Source organism: Salmonella sp. SA14318 (genome assembly GCF_029866905.1).
Taxonomy (GTDB): Bacteria; Pseudomonadota; Gammaproteobacteria; order Enterobacterales; family Enterobacteriaceae; genus Salmonella; species Salmonella enterica.
On record NZ_CP123282.1, the window covers coordinates 2,637,395 to 2,651,375 of the forward strand.

Sequence of the window (13,981 nt, forward strand, 5' to 3'; positions counted from 1 at the left end):
TTATATCAAATAGATACTACAAGATCCTTACCAACCGCAAACGTCGTGTTCGTTTTCGGTATCGTAGGAACGCACGGTATTGACCAAATCCTTCACAACTTCTGCTGCAACTTCAGGTACCAGCAACGTCATCGGTGCTTCCGTTTCATAGTCCACAGAGACGCCGTTGCTATTATTCGTGACCGTGACGGTATAAGTAGCTTTTCCCATTATTATTCTCTCCCGGCATGAATGACTTTTCGTGAGGTCGCCCCTTCCATCAGTACTTCCGGCGCGACAAAAAAGTCGATGTTAAAATAGGTATCATCCGTCATGACCTCAATATTGTGCCACTTTTCCGGAGGAAACACGCCAAACTCGCCGGCATTGATCACCATGATCTCTTCCGGCTCAGAGCAATGTTCATCAGCGTATCCGAGATATTTGACCGCCCCCTGCATCACCGAGAGACGAGGATAAACGCCGGGTCGCGTTCCCTTATCAAGGTGGCGTTCGAAAATTCCGGCAGGCGCCGTCTCTTTGTTCCAGAATGGCGTGGAACGTGTATGGATATGATTTTGTGGAATTTGCCGCATTTGCTTCCCTCTTCCCGCAGGTTACTCAACGATAATCTCATCGCTGTCGTAAAAAGGTTACGCTCCAAAAACAGCATTTTAAATACCATTTATTGGTTACTATTTTGCTGTTTTCCACGCGATAAAACCGAAAGGAGAGCAATGACCCGCCGTTGTCGACGGGTTCAGGGGGTTAAGACTGGAGCGTTGCCAGCCGGGCGGCAAATCCGACGAAAAGAAGGCCAATCAAAGAATTGCCCACTTTTGCCAGTTTCTTTTTGGTACCAATATAGTGGGTTACAAAAGCGCCAGAAAGAATTAAAAAGCTCAGATAGCAAAAACTGACGATTTCAAGGGTGGTGGCCAAAATAAAAAATGACACCCCAGTATGCGGCGCAGTAACGTCAATAAATTGCACAAAAAAGGAAACATAAAAAAGTATAGCTTTAGGATTCGTCAGGCTAAGAATTAAAGCACGCTTAAAAATAGCGCCAAAAGGAACTACCGTTTCCGTCGCCGCACGCCCCTTTGAGGTCAGCGTAGCGTAAAGGATTTTTGCGCCAAGGTAGAGCAGATAAAACGCGCCGAGATAGCGAACAATGTTAAACAGAACCGGCGTTGTTTTGATCAGCGTCGCCACGCCCGCATACGCCAGAAACATTAATATCGCATCGCCGATAAACACGCCGCATGCGGCAAGATATCCTCCTTTAACCCCGCGTCCTACGCTGTTTTTAAGCACAAAAAGCGTATTCGGCCCCGGCACCAGAACGATAAAAATCGCCCCGACCAGGTACGTCCAATAATTCAGAACACCATACTCCGCGAACACATTAACCTCTTCCTGAAAACATTTACGCTTAGCTGCGAAACAGTATGCTAACGAATGAACCGGAAGATGGGAAGCGAAACCACGTCTCTCCAGCCGCTATTCCGCCACGCTTATATCCCCATCACCCAAAAACGTTCTTGTATCGCAACCCCCGCAGACAACCACCAGGTATTGGCCCACGTTTCCTCATGGGGGATTAACGCGCGCGTCGTACCAAAGACAGGGCTGCCAACACATCACTGATATCGCTCTCATTCAGATTCGGCGCATTAAACTTCGCTCTCAGCCACACCATATCCTCGTGGCTGAAAGCGCCGACCATCAAGCGCTGGCTGATGATGATCAACATTTGATTATCAAGTTGTCGAATACGTTGCCGGGTGACCGACAAGGTTTGTATCGGAAAGGAGGGTTCTGAGCCGGTTCGCCACTGCGCTAAATAGCGGTACTGTATCGCTTTACTGGCATCCATTAGCGAACGAATAAAAGGGGCTATCGAATGCGGGTCCAGACCGTTATTTTTCGCTTCTTCTTCGGCCTCGGCAAAAACATTTTGTTCACGCGTGAAATCCTCTATCGGCAGATGGTGCTTCATTTTATAAGCAGCCACATCTTTCATTAATAACATGCGTTCATTGAGCGCGGTTAAGAGCGCGCCAAGCGATACCGACGTTACCGAATCGGCAAAAGTGGTGCTGCACATCAATAAAGAACAAAGAAAAATGGCGATATGACGAATCATTAATCAACCTCCTTTTACGGAGGCCTGACAGTAATTTACCTTTATTAAGATAACATTAAGTAATTATTACAGATGGGTATTAATGCTTATTCGTTTAAACTGGAGTGATAAAAAGAACAGGCCGTTGATTCTACGGAATCTTCACCTTCACTTAAAGTGTATAAAATATACAACAAATCACACAAATGTGATGTACATCACGTTTTTATGATTTTTTATTACGGTTTTATGATATAGGTCTAATTTTAATAGGTCACTAATTTCTCTCCCCCGCTCAGGGAGATCGGCTTCAATTTACATCGAATATGGTGAAATATGACTACCATTACACTAGTCAACGAACAAAATAGTACTGGCAATCCTTTTTCTGCACATATGTTATGTGAACAGCGAGCTATTCAGGAAATTACTTACGAACTATTGCAATCGCAGCAGCATGTCTCAAATAAGGATATCATCGCCAAACTTATTGAAAAACTGGAAACAGAAAAAGACGTAGTGCAGCTTGATATTTACCGTAATGCCTTAGAAGCCGTTTTGTTTCAGACACCTGACGACATCTAATATATACCCAAAATAATTCGATTTGCTTAAAGGCGGCAAGGGAGTGAGTCCCCAGGAGCATAGATAACTATGTGACTGGGGTGAACGACAAATCTGCCGGGAGCAGATTTGAACGTCGCGTGCGACGGCCCGTCAGGGCGAGGCCCATGGATGGGCCGAGTAATCCGTAGCCAACACATAAGCAACTTGAAGTATGAAGGGTATAAACAAGGGAGGGGGTTACTCCTCCCCTGTTCGTTAATAATGCAGATGCCTCAACGTGCGGTGCCTGATTTTTCGTAGCCGTTTGCATGGATTTGCGGTGCAACATGCTGCATGCTTTCTGGCATCTCATGCTGCCGGTATACGGCTGGCAGTAATGTTAAACCTGAACCATTTTTCACATGAAGACTAAATTTACCCGATTCTTTTAAAGCCTGAATAAGATTTTCCTGCGCGGGAGTTAATGTCTCATCATGCCACAGAACAATATGCTCGAAAGACGTTGATAAAAGATCGGGCATCGGCGCCTGCCAGGGGATGACTTCAACTCGCATACCTTCACTACAATATTTAATCGTTTCGAGCCATAGCTCAATGGGGTCGTTCAGCGAAAACGCAGCAATAAGCATTGTGCCTGCTGGCGCCTTTCGTACGCTACTTAGCTGGAATGTGGCGTATTCAATAATCGCAGTATCCAGTAATGCCTTTTCAAATCGGCGTGCATCATCATCGCCTGCGGACAACCACAGCCGTAAAGGACGCAGTATTGACTCAATTACGATACACGGCGGAATTTCCCGACCATAACGCCAGAGTAATTTCCGCAATTTGGCGGGTTCGAATTTTCTACACTGCGCTAAAATCTCTTCCTGGTAAAATAACCATCCCGAGCGGCAATGCGTTTCTTCACCATAGAGTGCAGGTTTAATCTCTTTTAATGAGAAGCCTTTGCTTAACGCGTCGATAATATGCTGTATTCTGATAGCATCTTCTATGCAATAAAAACGATTGCCAGCTTCATCTTTGGTAGGTTGAAGCAGGCCATAGCGTTCCCAGGACCTGATATTTGCTGTTGTGACACCACACTGTGCCGCCATTGCGCTAATACTAAAAGTAGCCATGCCTGTCTGGCCTCATGATGATGTAAGAAAGCATAGTGAACCTAAACGCCATCAGAAGCAAATCATTATTAAGCAATGACCTTACTATTTACACGGGAAATTACATTATCAACATTATTTATTGTAAGCCAGTGCATAAAAGCTTTAGAGACGGACAGTATTTGATAATCCAGAACTGTTCTACAACCTAATTTAGTCAGAACATGGTAGCGTACTGAGTAAATAGTTTTTAAATGTACATTTAGCTCACAGCTTATTTGTCGGATATCCATTCCTTTAACAAGCATCGCCAAAACATTTCTTTCATTCGCCGTTAATCTGACTTTCTCTGGCTTGGGAAAAAATTGACCAGCAGCGGCCAAAATCAGTAACTCACGCCACTCAGCAATAGAGGCATCGACCTTTATTCGATATATAGCATGATGTTCATCAATAAAGTTATATTCATTATGGGTAACAATCCCAATGAGTACCGTTTTAAATGCGGAAGTAATATACTGCTGTACGGTGTAGTAATCGTCGATATCAAAAATAATATAATTTACGTTACCAGCTATTATTGCGACGTCCTTAAATAAGGACTCCAGACCATAATTAAGAAACAGGTTTTCGCTCAATAGTCTTGTATCTGTCTTTAAAACAGATGATGCGGAACCAGTCATATCCACCTCAACAAAACGAGAGCCATGTGGAAATATCCATTCGATGGCCCGCATAAGATCATCTGCTTACTTCAGCGATGAGAACCTATTAAGTAGTAGTTGAGGAACGCCGTTTGCGCAACCTGACAGACGTCCTGGGGCATCTTATGTGAACTGCGTGGGGATGTGCGTTTTCGCAAAATCCACAAAGCGTACGACCGCAGGCAGCAAAATATGCCAGTCCTGTTGCTCCAGACCTAAATATTCACGCTGCGCCGTACGCAACGTGGCAGCATAATCTTCTGGCAACTGAGGTAACAGCCAGTCAGCCGCCGCATCCTTAGAGGTAAATCTCCCGGTAGAAAGGGTGTACCAGATACGCGCCAGGGTTAAAACGATATGATACTCATCTCCCTGCACATCTGCCGTGGATTGCCAAAGGTCGAGGGGATAACGCAAGGCCTTCAGCAACTGCGCCGCAGGGGCTGGCGTGAACAGCCGTTCCGCGCGTTCTCCCTTTAGCGGTATACTGGTCTCCAGAATTTGGGTTATCAGTAACACCATGTCCCAGTCCTGTTGCGCTGGTTCATAAATCCCCTGACAAATGTCCTCTCTTAGCCACTCGCCAAATTGCATTTCCCTGGAAGGTGGAAAACACCAGGGAACCAGCTGCGAATAAAGCACGACAGTGACCTCCAGAGCGCGTTTTTCTGCCGACGCCCCCGGCGGCGATGAAAGCGCCAGCAATTCCTGCATCAGCGTTGCGCGTTGGGTCTCCGTCAGCGGCTGGCATATTGTCACCAGCAGATCAATGTCGCTGTTTGGCTTCAGACCGCCCGCGACAGCGGAACCATATAAATGAATAGCACGCAACGTATCGCCTGTGACACGAGTAATCAGGCGACATGCCGCATCCGTTTGGCATTGAATCGAGGGCGGTATGGACAGCGTCATCGTTGCTCCGGGGGCGCAGGTATTTTTTATATTGATTGCCAGAAATATGGCATAACGGCAGAAAAAAAGCTCGCTATTCATAGCGAGCTTTTAACATTGCATCAGACTTAATGATGTAGCATTTCGTCAACGACCTCATTCGCCTTTAACTGATAAGGATAATAGGTAGGCCAGTTTTCCATCTCTTGCAACAATGCCTGCTGCGAGGTATTTCCCATAAAGATATGGAAGTGCGCCGATTTGCGCGGGGCAATGATATGATCGCTAAACTGAACATATTTAGGCGCTTTGCTATTCGCATCTTTACATTCGAACAGGTAGCGCACTCCTTTTTTACCCGATGCGTAAGTCAGAATTTTATAGCCGGCATAATTGTATTTACAGGATGCAACGTTATTGTCGCGATGGAATTCTATAACGCCATTTTCAATACCGATCGTCTCAACATTCGTCGCGTATCCTTTGCGATAATACGCTTTAATATCCTCAAACGTTTTCTCCGGGTCTTTCTTCGCCTTTTGTCTGAAGACAGGGTCCAGCTCGCCGCTGACCAGATAAGGATAGACGGATTGCCACATACCATCCCAGTCGGTGAGCGCGCGATCGCGTACATTAGCGTCATCAAACACGCCCGCTGCCGCTTTTTGCTCAACCTCCGTCATCGGCGCGCCATGAGCATGATGACCATGCGCGAAGGCAGGACTATTTACCAACAGCATTCCCAGAAGCATTGTCAGTTTTTTTAAATGAATCACCAAAACGTTACCCTCATCTTTCTTAGAAAGATGATTGTTATATTATAACATTGCATTTATTTCAACAGAAACTCAGCGGCCACCGCGCAGGTGGCCTTTTTTGATATCAACTGGTCCGCCATCGAGGAATTGAACCCCGAACCTTAGAGGTAGAAGCTCTATGCTCTATCCGGTTGAGCTAATGGCGGAAGAAAAATTACGCGGCCATTTTAAGGCAGGCGTCTGCGCATTGGCTGCATGCCCGCGCGCAATTCTGGCAATGGTCGTGATCGTGCCTTGCACACTCTTCGGCGCAGGCTTTGCAGATATCCGCGCACAGGCGGCATAATTTTTGTGAGTACTCGCTTTCCAATGCCATAAATTGCGCCGCCAGGCGACAAATGGCCGCACATTGCATATCTAACTGGATGCAGTGCTTCATCATTTCGACGTTATCTTCACGCAGACAAGAAGAGGCGCAGATATCACACGCCGCCGCGCATTCATAACACTGCTCAATACACTCACGATGTTCTTGTTGCATAAATGACTCCTTATTTTATTAAGAGGAGTAGATAAGTCTGCACAGAAACGCCGGGATAGCCAAACGGCTACCCCTCTTTTTCATACTTTTTGAACAAAAGTGCTGAATAAAACAGCAATAGTAAAGCCGGAAATCGGCCTCCGTGATGTGACGTCTATACTGTAATGTTCATCTGCTTTTCATCGGAGGTAAAATGGAGTATTTAGCACGACTAAATATCGTTGCGATGCTGATGTCAACGACGTTCTGGATCAATCTGGCGGTCGTTTTTTTCGTCACCCTCATTACTTACTGGCTCATCAACTGGCTACTTAATGTGGTCTATAAAGCGCTACAACGCCCGGATAAAAAGAATGATGCTCATGGGCGGCTGCGGCCTATTGTTTTCGAGATGCTGAAAAAGACCAGTAAGATGCTAATCTTTTTTGCCGCATTTCTCTTTAGCCTGCGCTTTGTCGCCCTGCCCGACCGGTTATTCTCTACCCTCTCTCACGCCTGGTTTTTAGTGGTTGCGATTCAAATGGCGATTTGGCTTGATCAGGGCGTACAGTCATGGATGCGTCATTTACTGTATGCCCCAGGCTCCAATAAAAACCCGGTGACGTTAGTCATTCTTGGTATGATTTTGCGCGTGCTCGTCTGGTCTATGATGTTGCTCTCCATCCTGGCGAACGTCGGCGTGGATATTACCGCACTGGTAGCCAGCCTCGGCGTGGGCGGTATTGCTATTGCCCTGGCGGTACAAACCGTTCTGAGCGATGTCTTCGCTTCGCTGTCGATTGGTTTCGATAAGCCCTTCGAGATCGGCGATTTCGTCGTCTTTAATGATGTAGCCGGTACGATTGAACATATCGGTTTGAAAACCACTCGCATCCGTAGCCTCAGCGGCGAACAGATCGTTTGTGCGAACGCGCAGTTGTTGCAGCAAACCATACATAACTATAAGCGAATGCAAACGCGTCGTATCGTGTTTACTTTTGGCGTCGCCACTGCGACACCGCCGGAAAAGTTACGCCTCATCGGCGATATGGTGAAAAAGATTATTACCGATGTCGGCGAAACACAATTCGACCGCGCCCATCTACTGGCCTTTGGTCAGGATCGGCTGACCTATGAGGTGGTGCATATCGTCAATACCGCGGATTACAATAAATACATGGATATTCAGCAAGAGATAAATATCCGTATTATTGAAAAACTCATTGAGAATGATATCGAACTGGCGCTGCCAAGTCTGGTCGTTAGAGCCCCTGTACAGGTTGAAGAGACCAGGGACTACAGTAATACCGCTGATGCAAAAAACGCAGATAAACGCGTCATGCAGTAAAATCTCTGCCGACAATACCGGGAACCCATGGGTTCCCGGTGCGTTAACGGCGACACGGCAATGCGGAGAAACGACTTGCGGCTATTCCACCTGTAAATGGCGGGTACAGACTTGATCAAGTAGCGCAGACTGATGACTAATCACCAACATCCCTAATGAACGGCTGCGGCACACCTCAAGCACGTATCCCCATATCGCTTTTTGAATAGACGGATCGAGTTGCGCCGTCATTTCGTCGGCAATCAGAAAACGCGTTCGTGGGTCAAGCGCGCGCAGTATCGCAATACGCGCCAACTCCCCGCCTGAGAGCTGCATTGGCCGACGCGTCAGCCACTCGGGCTGCACATGCAAACGCCTCATCGTTTCCAGGTCAGGCTGCCAGGCATCACGCACAGCGTCTCCGGCGCTTCGCCAGGGATTAAACGTCAGTTCAGGATGCTGGGGAACAAGCTGTACCGGACAATACTGATGCAGGGGTAACGGGCTGCCGTCCAGCAGAACGTCGCCCGCCGTCGGCTTTTGCCATCCGGCCAGGACGCGCCCCAACGTTGTTTTCCCCGTTCCGCTTGGCGCATGAATTCCTACCCGTTCACCGGCAGAAATCGTAAACGTCAGGTTCTGCCATAAGACTTTCCCGCCCTGACGAATAACGAGGTCGCGGCAGCTTAGCATTCTATTCCCTCTCCGGTCGGCATAAATAACGGGTTTAGTTCAGGCAATGCCTGCCATTGCCGTTTTAACGGCTCACTCATCTCTTCCGGCTGTAACTGCTCGCAGCGGATATTGTCCGTGATATAACCCTGATGCAGCGCCACAATGCGATCGGCATACCGCGCCGCCAGCAGCAGGTCATGAGTCACCCACAGCACGCCGCATCCCCGCTCGCAGAGACCTCGCAAGTGCTCAAGCAACTGGTTTGCCAGCGCCGTATCAAGCCAGGCGGTGATCTCATCCGCGAGAATATAACGTGCCTGGCTAAGCGAGGCGTGGCACGCCAGAATTCGTTTAGCCATCCCACCGGAGAGCTGGCGGGGAAAGCGTTCCAGGACTGTCGGTGCAAGATCGCTTTGCTGTAATAGCTGTACCATTTGCGTCTCATCCCAGGCGCGTCCGGTCAGATGACATGCTCTGTTCAAATGTTTTCTGATATTCAGCATGGGATTAAGCGCCTGTACCCCCTGCGGCACGTAGCTAAACGTATTGCCCCTAAGCTGCCTGATGGTATGTCTGTCCAGCCGGTTGCCATCAAGCGTAATCTCCCCCCGAAAGCGTAAATTTTCCGGCAGCAGATCGAGCAGACATTGCAGCAGCAGACTTTTGCCCTCCCCGCTGCCGCCAACCAATGCCACCATTTCGCCGGGCGCGATATCAAAAGAGACATTCTGTAATAACGGCGACCAGCGTCTCGCGCCATACCAGCGATAACGCGCACTTTCCAGCGTAACCTGTTGTAAACTCAGCATACGTCACTCCTTAGCCACAGCCGCTGAATGGCGCGCGCAAACTGATCGAAGAGCATCACCAGCGTGAATAACATTAGGCCGGGAAACAGCACCAGCCACCAGTTTCCATGGCTAATAAACCGTAACGCATCCGCCAGCAACAGCCCCAGCGAAGGCTCATGCGGCGCCAGCCCAAACCCCAGAAAACTTAACGCCGCGCTGTGCAATACCGCATGAGGAAACATCAATAACGTTCCCGTCAACCATTGCGGCAATAGCGCCGGAAAATAGTGATATCGCCAGCAATAAAGGTGTCCATGCCCCAGACGATAGGTCAGTGTCAGGTAGTCACTCTGCGCTACCCGCTCCGCGTCGGCGCGCAGAATCAGCGCCAGACGGGGCCAGTGCGTTAACGCCACGGCCGCAATGACGCCGCTTTTACCGCCGCCGAGCGTAAAACAGATAAGGATCAGCAAAAGTAAATGCGGCATGGCGAGCATAGCATCGGTTATCAGCCGCATCAGGAGGTCCAGCCGGGGATGAATGCGCGCCGCTGCCGCCATCACTAGCGCGATAACGCCGCTGCACAGCGCGGCGCCAACGCCAATTTGTAAACTGGTGAAGGCCCCCTGAAAGCAACGAAGCCATACATCGCGCCCCAGATTATCGGTGCCAAACCAGTGCTGGATATCAGGCGACAGATGCCGGGCAAGCAGATTAACCTCTGGCGGCTGGTTCAACGTGGCATAACCGTATCCGGCAATAAACAGCAGACAGGTAACGGAGAGGATCAGACGAAACAACGTCGGGGCAGGATTATAGAGCATCGGGACGCTCCAGCGATCGATTAAGCCCCACCACAAGCCAGGCTGAAATCGTATTTCCGGCAAACACTAATAGCGTACAGAATAAAACGATCCCCATGAGTAGCGGGACATCGCCACGCAGGCCGGCATCGATAGTGGCCTGTCCCAGCCCCGGATACGCAAAGACTTTTTCTGCCAGTAACGCCCCCCCCATCAGTTCGCCCAGAGAAGCAAATTGTAAGCAGAGCGCTGGGGTAATCGCATGACGTAACACCTGGTGACGTAACAGCGACCATCCTTTATCCCCCTGAGCGCGCGCAAAACGAATAAATTCGCTCTTCATTACGCTGGCTATTTTTTCTCGCGTATGCAGCGCAATTTGCCCCATGCCCAATAGACTTAACGCACATACCGGCAACACAAGATGGCGTAAACGTTCCGATAAAAGAGCTGTTCCTGCATTATTTCCGGGGTCCCAGGCGCAACAAACAGGTAATACCGGCCAGCGGACGGCAAATAGCGCCAGCAACAGCATTGCTATCCAGAAAGTGGGCAACGATGATAATAAGTAGCTGATACGGCAAATCATCTTATCCGGCCAACGGTGGAGAAAACGTCCGGCCAGAAAACCCAATGTCACGCCCAGCACACCAGACAATAGCCAGGCGCCCGCCAGCAGCGCGAATGACGTCGCAAAACGTTCCCGGATCACGCTGGCGACAGGCATGTTGAACAGAATGGAATACCCCATGTCACCCTGGAGCAGACGCCAAAACCAGTGACCGAAACGCTCCCACAGCGGCTGGTCAAGCCCCCAGCGCGCCGCAATCCGCGCATATTGTTCTGGCGGAACATGGAGCAGATCGTTGCCAATATAAGCACGGATAGGATCAACGGGCGAAAAGCTAAGCAAAATGAAGGTGCCGGCAGCCACCAGCACCAACAGAATAATCAGCCGCAAAAAATGACTGAAGAACAATTTCATCACCGACAGGTCCAGGTCCAGTCATCAAGATTGTTTAACACCGACCAGCTACCGTGGATTTCTGGCGCGCCTTTTCCCAGATCAATACAGGGGTTGGCCAGATAGGTATGCTGAATATTAAGCAGCCATGCCCATGCCGCATCGCCCTGAACGCCCGCGCCCTGCTTCCCATCCCACTCAACCTGCTGCCAGAAAAGAATCGCCTTTTGCCAGTCAGGCGCATCTATAGCCTGTTTCAGATGTGCTTCTACCGCAGGGTTGCTGTAATAGCCCGGGTTATAATATTCCACACCAGCGGCTTTCCCGCTGTAGTGATGGAAGAGTTCCATCGGGTCCAGACTTCCCCAGCCAAACAGCGTAGGGTTAGCGTGCATATGGCGCTCTACGGTTTCCCAGCTTCCCGACTGCAACGAGACGACAATGCCTAAAGGCTGCAACATGGCGCGCACCGCTTCGGCCAGATCCCGCCGGGTGCTGTCGCCACTGGCATACCATAAGGTCAGACGCGCTTCTTTACCTGCTTTTTCACGCACGCCCGCACTGTTTATCTTCCAGCCAGCCTCTTCCAGGATGGCGCGCGCTTTTGCAATATCGCCATCGCTGAATATCACTGAAGGATTTTGCCACGGCAATCCCTGCACCGCGCTATAGGCGGGTATCGCATGGCCTTCCATCACCTGTTCCGCCAGTTGTTTACGATTAATGGCATAGTTAATTGCGCGTCTGATAGCGACATCAGCAGTCACATCGTTGCCAACAGGATAACCGTTAGCATCCTTTTTACCGGCAGGCACCATCGGGAAGACAATGCCCCGGTTTTCAACGCTATCGCGTACCCAGAGTTTAAGATTATCCTGCTGCGGGGCCACCGCCATAGAAGGGGCAATGCGCACCAGCCCCAACTGTCCGCTGCGCGCGGCGGCATAGGCATTATCTTCATCCAGGAAGACAAAAACCAGCCGGTTAAAGTCATTCTTTTTACCTGCATACCAGGGGTTGGCTTCAACAATCAGTTGCTGACCAGGCTGGAAACTGACCAGTCGGTACGGACCGGCGCCTATCGGTTCGCGGGCGAACGTTTTTTCATCATAACGGCTGGCCGGAACAATCCCTAACGACCCGAGTACATTCACAAAGGTACTCTGCGGGTGGCTCAGCGTCATCTCAATTCGGCGCGCATCCAGCGCTCGCGCATGGCTAAAATTGCCCATGTCAATTTTACCGCCGCTCTTCGCCGCTTTGTTATATGTAAAAACGACATCTTCGGCAGTTAATGGCGAGCCATCGGAGAATTTCAGATCGGGTTTTAAGGTCAGTATCCAGGTTTTACCATCGGGGCTGGTGTCCACTTTTTCCGTCAGTAAATTACCCCAACTCATATCGGCGTTTTGCTTGAGCAACGGCGCATGAAGCAATAAGTAACTGCCGTGGCTCCAGCCCAGCATAGGATCAAAGCCTTCCGTTGGCTCAGGGCCAATGGCCAGCTTCAGGGTACGACCATCTGCCGTGTCCGACGCGGCGAAAAGCGACGAAGTGAATACCAGAGTCAGCGCGCACGTCACGAGCGCCAGTTTGCCTTTAATCATCAATTTGTCCCAGATTATGCGTTGTTTTTGTTTCTCCCGGCGCAGCATAAACGTCGGGAGACCTCCTGAGGACGGCATTATGGCGAGCATTTGTAATGAAAAAATTGACGCAGAACAGAAAGTATGACGATCTTTTAAAAACATCATACGCACAAACGCCGGGAGCGCCAACGTGGGCTAAAGGCCGCTTTTGATGGGGATAAAACGCAAGAGAAATGATGTCAGGAATAGCGGGTTAATTAACGCCATCTTATTCTCTTATTTCCTTTCTATTCTGTATTACGTCTTCCCATCCGACGCTGTTCATTTTCTCAACGTTATTAGTCAGTGCTGAAACGTAAGAAGGTATCGTAATTAGCGCCTCCTGGCTTTAAACCTAAACCAATATTAAACGAACCGGGCGTTAATGAAACTTACCAGCAGAACGCCAGTCATATGGCAACCCGATGAAATGACATGCTATGGAGTCCAACCGAAAAATGTTAACGCCGCCAGGGCTCGTGATGATTTTTTTAGCCGTACTGTTCTCATTGCTGACAGGATGCGCAAATTATAAAAACACGGCATGGGGAATATATCCGGCTTCAACGGATATTTGTCCATCAGGTACGACATCAACAGGAGGGTGCAAAGAGTAATATCGCATATTTAATATACACCACTTTTTAAATGACTGTCCGGACATTTTCGGACGGTAAGTTTTCTATTAATTTATAATGGACTAATCCCATGACAAATAAAAAACACATTTTTTCAATTATCTTTATTGGTTCTCTTTTAACGGGGTGTGCTACAGGACCATCACCGACAGGGATTGGCTTATATACGGATGTTAAAGGGCCAATTACTGCCACGAGTCTCCCGGCAACCAAAACCGGTAAAGCGTGTGCGCAAACGGTATTGGGTATTGTAAATACCGGCGACGCATCTATTGATTCAGCGAAAAAAGCGGGCGATATTTCTTTAGTGTCGAGTGTTGATTATGAAACTACAGGCTCATATCCGTTTTATGGTAAAACCTGTGTTGTCGTAAGAGGACAATAACAACAGTAAGCCGGCGATGCCGCCGGCTTTTTATCCCATTTTACGTGCCGCTATCTCTGTCTGTTCCTTGCGACTCAGCCCCCGCTTTAAGGTTCTGTTAAGATTTTACGCATACCCTACAAG

Annotated in this window: 17 protein-coding genes, 1 tRNA gene and 1 pseudogene; 4 read left to right on the plus strand and 15 right to left on the minus strand. The window is 49.1% G+C overall.

Going from position 1 to position 13,981, the window contains the following annotated elements; translation table 11 throughout:
• Positions 1-27: 27 nt before the first annotated feature.
• From QEN32_RS12680 to QEN32_RS12695, 4 genes are all read right to left on the minus strand, one after another.
• Complete coding sequence (locus tag QEN32_RS12680; RefSeq protein ID WP_000513733.1) at positions 28-210, minus strand: DUF1869 domain-containing protein; 183 nt, start codon at positions 208-210, stop codon at positions 28-30.
• Between the two features lie 2 nt (positions 211-212).
• On the minus strand, positions 213-575 hold the full coding sequence (gene yeaR / locus QEN32_RS12685) for a DUF1971 domain-containing protein YeaR (RefSeq protein ID WP_001248993.1): 363 nt from the start codon (positions 573-575) through the stop codon (positions 213-215).
• Positions 576-747: 172 nt separating this feature from the next.
• On the minus strand, positions 748-1,386 hold the full coding sequence (gene leuE / locus QEN32_RS12690; protein WP_000457190.1) for a leucine efflux protein LeuE: 639 nt from the start codon (positions 1,384-1,386) through the stop codon (positions 748-750).
• 196 nt (positions 1,387-1,582) lie between these two features.
• The gene (locus tag QEN32_RS12695) at positions 1,583-2,128 is read right to left on the minus strand and encodes a chorismate mutase (RefSeq protein WP_265322154.1); all 546 of its coding nucleotides are present in this window, start codon (positions 2,126-2,128) and stop codon (positions 1,583-1,585) included.
• Positions 2,129-2,210: 82 nt separating this feature from the next.
• Here QEN32_RS12695 and QEN32_RS12700 point away from each other — a divergent pair.
• A pseudogene (locus QEN32_RS12700) lies at positions 2,211-2,365 on the plus strand (hypothetical protein).
• A 78-nt stretch (positions 2,366-2,443) separates the two neighbouring features.
• Positions 2,444-2,692, plus strand: a complete 249-nt coding sequence (locus QEN32_RS12705) for a biofilm/acid-resistance regulator YmgB/AriR (protein WP_000208086.1) — start codon at positions 2,444-2,446, stop codon at positions 2,690-2,692.
• A 254-nt stretch (positions 2,693-2,946) separates the two neighbouring features.
• Here QEN32_RS12705 and QEN32_RS12710 read toward each other — a convergent pair whose 3' ends face one another.
• The 6 genes from QEN32_RS12710 to QEN32_RS12735 all read right to left on the minus strand — a co-directional run bounded on the left by QEN32_RS12710 (position 2,947) and on the right by QEN32_RS12735 (position 6,668).
• Entirely contained in the window at positions 2,947-3,795 is an 849-nt protein-coding gene (locus QEN32_RS12710) for a MerR family transcriptional regulator (protein ID WP_000190263.1), read from the minus strand.
• A 68-nt stretch (positions 3,796-3,863) separates the two neighbouring features.
• Positions 3,864-4,457, minus strand: a complete 594-nt coding sequence (locus QEN32_RS12715) for a helix-turn-helix transcriptional regulator (RefSeq protein WP_023182061.1) — start codon at positions 4,455-4,457, stop codon at positions 3,864-3,866.
• A gap of 144 nt (positions 4,458-4,601) precedes the next feature.
• The gene (aadA, locus tag QEN32_RS12720) at positions 4,602-5,390 is read right to left on the minus strand and encodes a cryptic aminoglycoside nucleotidyltransferase ANT(3'')/ANT(9) (protein ID WP_265322155.1); all 789 of its coding nucleotides are present in this window, start codon (positions 5,388-5,390) and stop codon (positions 4,602-4,604) included.
• A 107-nt stretch (positions 5,391-5,497) separates the two neighbouring features.
• The gene (gene zinT, locus QEN32_RS12725) at positions 5,498-6,145 is read right to left on the minus strand and encodes a metal-binding protein ZinT (protein WP_001537483.1); all 648 of its coding nucleotides are present in this window, start codon (positions 6,143-6,145) and stop codon (positions 5,498-5,500) included.
• Positions 6,146-6,256: 111 nt separating this feature from the next.
• Positions 6,257-6,333 (minus strand) — tRNA-Arg (locus QEN32_RS12730).
• 8 nt (positions 6,334-6,341) lie between these two features.
• Positions 6,342-6,668, minus strand: a complete 327-nt coding sequence (locus tag QEN32_RS12735; RefSeq protein WP_001183699.1) for a four-helix bundle copper-binding protein — start codon at positions 6,666-6,668, stop codon at positions 6,342-6,344.
• Positions 6,669-6,861: 193 nt separating this feature from the next.
• On the opposite strand from QEN32_RS12735, the gene QEN32_RS12740 reads away from it, so the two are divergent.
• Positions 6,862-7,995, plus strand: coding sequence for a mechanosensitive ion channel family protein (locus QEN32_RS12740; RefSeq protein WP_000456073.1), 1,134 nt, complete (start codon positions 6,862-6,864; stop codon positions 7,993-7,995).
• 81 nt (positions 7,996-8,076) lie between these two features.
• Here the strand turns inward: QEN32_RS12740 and QEN32_RS12745 are convergent, their stop codons facing one another.
• The 5 genes from QEN32_RS12745 to QEN32_RS12765 are packed head-to-tail and all read right to left on the minus strand — an operon-like array spanning position 8,077 to position 12,862.
• Positions 8,077-8,667, minus strand: coding sequence for an ATP-binding cassette domain-containing protein (locus QEN32_RS12745; protein WP_000947454.1), 591 nt, complete (start codon positions 8,665-8,667; stop codon positions 8,077-8,079).
• On the minus strand, positions 8,661-9,458 hold the full coding sequence (locus QEN32_RS12750) for an ATP-binding cassette domain-containing protein (protein WP_000950205.1): 798 nt from the start codon (positions 9,456-9,458) through the stop codon (positions 8,661-8,663). Before QEN32_RS12750 ends, QEN32_RS12745 begins: the two co-directional genes overlap by 7 nt.
• Positions 9,452-10,264, minus strand: a complete 813-nt coding sequence (locus QEN32_RS12755; protein WP_265322156.1) for an ABC transporter permease — start codon at positions 10,262-10,264, stop codon at positions 9,452-9,454. The genes QEN32_RS12750 and QEN32_RS12755 overlap by 7 nt, the downstream gene beginning before the upstream one ends.
• The gene (locus QEN32_RS12760) at positions 10,254-11,228 is read right to left on the minus strand and encodes an ABC transporter permease (protein WP_265322176.1); all 975 of its coding nucleotides are present in this window, start codon (positions 11,226-11,228) and stop codon (positions 10,254-10,256) included. The genes QEN32_RS12755 and QEN32_RS12760 overlap by 11 nt, the downstream gene beginning before the upstream one ends.
• Entirely contained in the window at positions 11,228-12,862 is a 1,635-nt protein-coding gene (locus tag QEN32_RS12765) for an ABC transporter substrate-binding protein (RefSeq protein WP_265322177.1), read from the minus strand. The genes QEN32_RS12760 and QEN32_RS12765 overlap by 1 nt, the downstream gene beginning before the upstream one ends.
• A gap of 681 nt (positions 12,863-13,543) precedes the next feature.
• On the opposite strand from QEN32_RS12765, the gene QEN32_RS12770 reads away from it, so the two are divergent.
• Entirely contained in the window at positions 13,544-13,858 is a 315-nt protein-coding gene (locus tag QEN32_RS12770; protein ID WP_000182479.1) for a TRL-like family protein, read from the plus strand.
• Positions 13,859-13,981: the final 123 nt, after the last annotated feature.

Excerpts from the sequence above, each read along its gene's own strand:
- QEN32_RS12680 (WP_000513733.1), bottom strand. The coding sequence starts at position 210 with ATGGGAAAAGCTACTTATACCGTCACGGTCACGAATAATAGCAACGGC.
- yeaR (WP_001248993.1), bottom strand. The coding sequence starts at position 575 with ATGCGGCAAATTCCACAAAATCATATCCATACACGTTCCACGCCATTC.
- QEN32_RS12695 (WP_265322154.1), bottom strand. The coding sequence starts at position 2,128 with ATGATTCGTCATATCGCCATTTTTCTTTGTTCTTTATTGATGTGCAGC.
- QEN32_RS12705 (WP_000208086.1), top strand. The coding sequence starts at position 2,444 with ATGACTACCATTACACTAGTCAACGAACAAAATAGTACTGGCAATCCT.
- QEN32_RS12710 (WP_000190263.1), bottom strand. The coding sequence starts at position 3,795 with ATGGCTACTTTTAGTATTAGCGCAATGGCGGCACAGTGTGGTGTCACA.
- QEN32_RS12715 (WP_023182061.1), bottom strand. The coding sequence starts at position 4,457 with ATGACTGGTTCCGCATCATCTGTTTTAAAGACAGATACAAGACTATTG.
- aadA (WP_265322155.1), bottom strand. The coding sequence starts at position 5,390 with ATGACGCTGTCCATACCGCCCTCGATTCAATGCCAAACGGATGCGGCA.
- QEN32_RS12735 (WP_001183699.1), bottom strand. The coding sequence starts at position 6,668 with ATGCAACAAGAACATCGTGAGTGTATTGAGCAGTGTTATGAATGCGCG.
- QEN32_RS12740 (WP_000456073.1), top strand. The coding sequence starts at position 6,862 with ATGGAGTATTTAGCACGACTAAATATCGTTGCGATGCTGATGTCAACG.
- QEN32_RS12745 (WP_000947454.1), bottom strand. The coding sequence starts at position 8,667 with ATGCTAAGCTGCCGCGACCTCGTTATTCGTCAGGGCGGGAAAGTCTTA.
- QEN32_RS12750 (WP_000950205.1), bottom strand. The coding sequence starts at position 9,458 with ATGCTGAGTTTACAACAGGTTACGCTGGAAAGTGCGCGTTATCGCTGG.
- QEN32_RS12755 (WP_265322156.1), bottom strand. The coding sequence starts at position 10,264 with ATGCTCTATAATCCTGCCCCGACGTTGTTTCGTCTGATCCTCTCCGTT.
- QEN32_RS12760 (WP_265322176.1), bottom strand. The coding sequence starts at position 11,228 with ATGAAATTGTTCTTCAGTCATTTTTTGCGGCTGATTATTCTGTTGGTG.
- QEN32_RS12765 (WP_265322177.1), bottom strand. The coding sequence starts at position 12,862 with ATGCTGCGCCGGGAGAAACAAAAACAACGCATAATCTGGGACAAATTG.
- QEN32_RS12770 (WP_000182479.1), top strand. The coding sequence starts at position 13,544 with ATGACAAATAAAAAACACATTTTTTCAATTATCTTTATTGGTTCTCTT.